The sequence below is a fragment of the Burkholderia sp. 9777_1386 genome (assembly GCF_015712265.1).
GTDB lineage: Bacteria > Pseudomonadota > Gammaproteobacteria > Burkholderiales > Burkholderiaceae > Burkholderia > Burkholderia cenocepacia.
The window spans coordinates 1-3,989 of sequence record NZ_JACCQB010000106.1; the positions used below are offsets into that span (position 1 = coordinate 1).

Here is a 3,989-nt window from a genome sequence, read left to right on the forward strand (position 1 = left end):
CGGTAATTCCGCCTCTGGTCAGCCCCGCGCCACCCGCGCTATCGTTTCCCCCATCCCCACAGCCCAGGAGCTGCCTTTGCCTACCCGCCACGGAGTCGACCTCATCCGCGCCCGCGCGCTGTTCGATCGCGAACGCCAGACGTTCACCGAAGCCATGCCGGTTTCCCGCGCGCTGTCCGCGGAAGCGTCCGAGCACTTGCTGTTCGGCGTGCCGTTGCACTGGATGCAGGACTGGTCGACCCCGTTCTCGCTCTACGTGAAGGAAGCCCGCGGCGCGACGTTTACCGACGTCGACGGTCATCGCTACGTCGATTTCTGCCTCGGCGACACCGGCGCGATGTTCGGCCATGCGCCCGAACCCGTCGCCCGCGCGCTCGTCGAACAGGCCACGCGCGGCTACACGACGATGCTGCCGAGCGAGGACGCCGCGTGGGTGTCGCGCGAACTCGCGCGGCGCTTCAAGTTGCCGGTCTGGCAATTCGCGTTGAGCGCGAGCGACGCGAACCGCTTCGTGCTGCGCTGGGCGCGCGCGGCCACTGGCCGCAACACGATCGTCGTGTTCAACGGCTGTTATCACGGCACGGTCGACGACGTGTTCGTCGATCTCGTCGACGGCCGCCCGGTACAGCGCGACAGCCTGCTCGGGCAGTCGTACGACCTGCTCGCGAACACGCGCGTCGTCGAGTTCAACGATCTGGCCGCGCTCGAAGCGGCGCTGCAGGACGGCGATGTCGCGTGCGTGCTCGCGGAGCCCGCGATGACGAACATCGGCATGGTGCTGCCCGACCCGGGTTTCTGGGAAGCCGCGCGCGAACTGACGCGCCGCACCGGCACGCTGCTGGTGATCGACGAGACGCACACGATCAGCAGCGGCCCCGGCGGTTACGCGGTCGCGCACGGTCTCGAACCGGACATGCTGGTGGTCGGCAAGCCGATCGCGGGCGGCGTGCCGTGCGCGGTGTACGGGTTCAGCGCCGAATTCGCGGCGCGCGCCAAGCAGGCGAAGCTGAACGCGCCGCCCGGCCACTCGGGCATCGGCACGACGCTCACCGCGAACATGCTCGCGATGCATGCGATGCGCGCGACGCTCGCCGAAGTCGCGACCGACGCCGCGTATGCGCACATGTTCGCACTCGCCGCGCGGCTCGCGACGGGCCTCGAACACGCGATCGCGACACACCGGCTGCCGTGGTGCGTGACGCGCATCGGCGCGCGCACCGAGTTTCAGTTCGCGCCGGTGCCGCCGCGCAACGGCACGCTGGCCGGCGCGCAGCTCGACAGCGAACTCGAGCACATCGTGCACCTGTACCTGCTGAATCGCGGCGTGCTGATCACGCCCTTCCACAACATGATGCTCGTGTGCCCGCAAACGACCGACGACGATGTCGACCGGCTCGTCGCGCAGTTCGATGCGTGTCTGGGTGAGCTGGTGTGATGCGCTGACGCAGGGCCGGTACGCGCGCGAGCGCGTACCGGGCCGCCGCTTTCGCTACACCGCCTTCAACGCCCGCCGCGCCACTTCCGCGAAATACCGCGCGCCCACCGGCAGGATCGCGTCGTTGAAATCGTAGGTCGCGTTGTGCAGCGGCACGCCGCCCTGCCCGGCCGCCTCGCCGTTGCCGATGAACACGAAGTTGCCCGGCACCGCCTGCAGGAACGCGCCGAAATCCTCCGAGATCATCATCGGCTGCACGTCGGCGTGCACCGCGTCGGCGCCCGCGACGTGCGCGGCGGCCTGCACGGCCGTGTCGACCCATTCCGGCGAATTCACCGTCGGCGCGAACTCGTGCGTGTATTCGAACGTGCAGGTCGCGCCGTGCGTGCGGCAGATCCCTTCGCTGATCTCGCGCATCCGCGTTTCCAGCAGCGCCTGCACGTCGCGCGAATAGCTGCGCGTGTCGCCCTTGATCGTCACGGTCGACGGCAGCACGTTGCGCAGCCCGTCGGTGACGAATTCCGTGCACGAGATCACCGCCTGCTGGCCCGGGTCGACATTGCGCGACACGATCGTCTGCAGCGCGAGCACGATCTGCGAGCCGATCACGATCGGGTCGATGCCCATGTGCGGACGCGCCGCATGCGTGCCGCGCCCGTCGATCCGGATCACGAAGTTGTCCTCGCTCGCCATGATGCCGCCCGCCCGCGTCGAGAACGTGCCCGCGCGCATGCCCGGCATGTTGTGCGCGCCGAAGATCGCATCGACCGGAAAGCGCTCGAACAGCCCGTCCGCCATCATCGCCTTCGCGCCGCGGCCGTGCTCTTCCGCCGGCTGGAAGATGAAGCGCACCGTGCCGTCGAAATCCTTGCGTTCGGCCAGCAACTGCGCGGCGCCGAGCACCATCGACATGTGGCCGTCGTGTCCGCACGCATGCATCTTGCCCGGTGTGCGCGATACGTGTTCGCGGCCCGGCGCGTGCTCGGCGATGTTCAGCGCGTCCATGTCCGCGCGAATGCCGATCGCGCGCCGGCCCGTGCCGGCCGTCAGGTTCGCGACGAGCCCGGTGCCGCCGATGCCGCGATGTACGTCGAGCCCGAGCGTCGTGAGAATCCGCGCGACGTAGTCCGACGTGTTCACCTCTTCGAAACCCGTCTCCGGATACTGGTGCAGATGGCGGCGCCAGGTTTTCAGTTGCCCCTGCAGTGTGCTTGCTTCGATTGCCTCGATCGGGTCCATTGCATTCACCTCGTCGGTCGTCATGTCGTTCAGGCCGCCACCGCCACGCGGCTCAGCCAGTCGCGCTGGCGCGCCAGCACCGCGTCGGCCGTCTCGCCGACGCAATGCCGGTACACGGACGGCGCGGTCGCCCCTTCCGTGTTGATCGCCAGCACGCGCGCATTCGCATCGAGCCCGACCTGCCGCGCGAGCGCCGGGTCGCGCATCAGCACGTCGAGCCCGGCCACGCCGGCCGCGCCCGATTCGCCGGCGACGACCGGCACGTCGCGTGCGCTGCCGGCCGCGAGGCCGCGCATCGCCTGCACCGCGTCCTCGTCGTCGATCAGCATGAAGTAATCGATGCACATCTCGAGGAAATCCCACGCGAGCGGCGACGCCTCGCCGCACGCGAGCCCGGCCATCACCGAATCGACGCTGCCGCTCGCCTTCGTCGCGCGCCCGGCCAACGCGCTCTGGTACAGGCAATCGGCCTGGCGCGGCTCGACGACGATGAAGCGCGGCCGCTGCACGCCGTCGCGCTCCCACAGGTAACTCGCGACGCCCGCGGCGAGGCCGCCCACGCCGCCCTGCAGGAACACGTGCGTGAACGGCCGTCCGTCGTCCTCCGCGGCCTGCGCGGCCGCTTCGGCGGCGATCACGCCGTAGCCCTGCATCACGTCGCGCGGAATCGCTTCGTAGCCGTCGTACGACGTATCCGACACGACGTACCAGCCGTTCGCTTGCGCGAGCTGCGCCGCGCAGACGACCGATTCGTCGTAGTTCCCCGCGATGCGCACGATCCGCGCGCCGTAGGCCGAGATCGCGCGTTCGCGCTCGGCGTCGACGTTCGCATGCAGCACGATCACGCAGCCGCAGCCGATCGCGCGCGCGGCGGCGGCCAGCGCGCGGCCGTGATTGCCGTCGGTCGCGCTGATCACCGTCAGGTCGGCCAGCTCCGCCGCGTAGCGGCCGGTGACGAGCCCCTGCGGATCGAGCGCCTGCGTGCGCCGCAGCCGCTTCACGAGCCGCACCAGCGCGATCGGCGCGCCGAGCGCCTTGAAGCTGCCGAGCGGCGAGCGGCACGACTCGTCCTTCACGCTGACGCTCGCGACGCCGAGCCGCGCGGCCAGATCGGGCAGCGCGCGCAGCGGCGTGCGCGCGTGGCCGACGAGCGGCCAGTGCGCGAGCCACGCGCCGCTTTCGTCGGCCGACGCGATGTTCATCACGCGGCGCAGCGCGTTCGGGTAAGCGGTGCGCGACGCGCGCGGGTTGGCGATCAGCATGACGAAAGGCTCCGGATCGGGACCGCGCGGGCGGTCCGTCGGGTGGGTCGGGT

General features: G+C 70.2%; 3 protein-coding genes. 1 reads left to right on the forward strand and 2 read right to left on the reverse strand.

Annotation, left to right across the window (positions count from 1 at the left end; all coding sequences use genetic code 11):
- The first annotated feature begins 76 nt into the window (after positions 1-76).
- On the forward strand, positions 77-1,435 hold the full coding sequence (locus H0X91_RS34475) for an aspartate aminotransferase family protein (RefSeq protein ID WP_006485067.1): 1,359 nt from the start codon (positions 77-79) through the stop codon (positions 1,433-1,435).
- Between the two features lie 54 nt (positions 1,436-1,489).
- On the opposite strand, the gene H0X91_RS34480 is transcribed toward H0X91_RS34475, so the two are convergent.
- A complete protein-coding gene (locus H0X91_RS34480; protein WP_196433808.1) occupies positions 1,490-2,674 on the reverse strand; it encodes a M20 aminoacylase family protein in 1,185 nt (394 codons plus the stop codon).
- A 29-nt stretch (positions 2,675-2,703) separates the two neighbouring features.
- Complete coding sequence (locus tag H0X91_RS34485) at positions 2,704-3,936, reverse strand: diaminopropionate ammonia-lyase (protein ID WP_196433807.1); 1,233 nt, start codon at positions 3,934-3,936, stop codon at positions 2,704-2,706.
- Between the last annotated feature and the right edge of the window lie 53 nt (positions 3,937-3,989).

Bases quoted from the DNA above. Each gene is read 5' to 3' on its own strand.
- H0X91_RS34485 (WP_196433807.1), bottom strand. From the start codon at position 3,936: ATGCTGATCGCCAACCCGCGCGCGTCGCGCACCGCTTACCCGAACGCG.
- H0X91_RS34480 (WP_196433808.1), bottom strand. From the start codon at position 2,674: ATGGACCCGATCGAGGCAATCGAAGCAAGCACACTGCAGGGGCAACTG.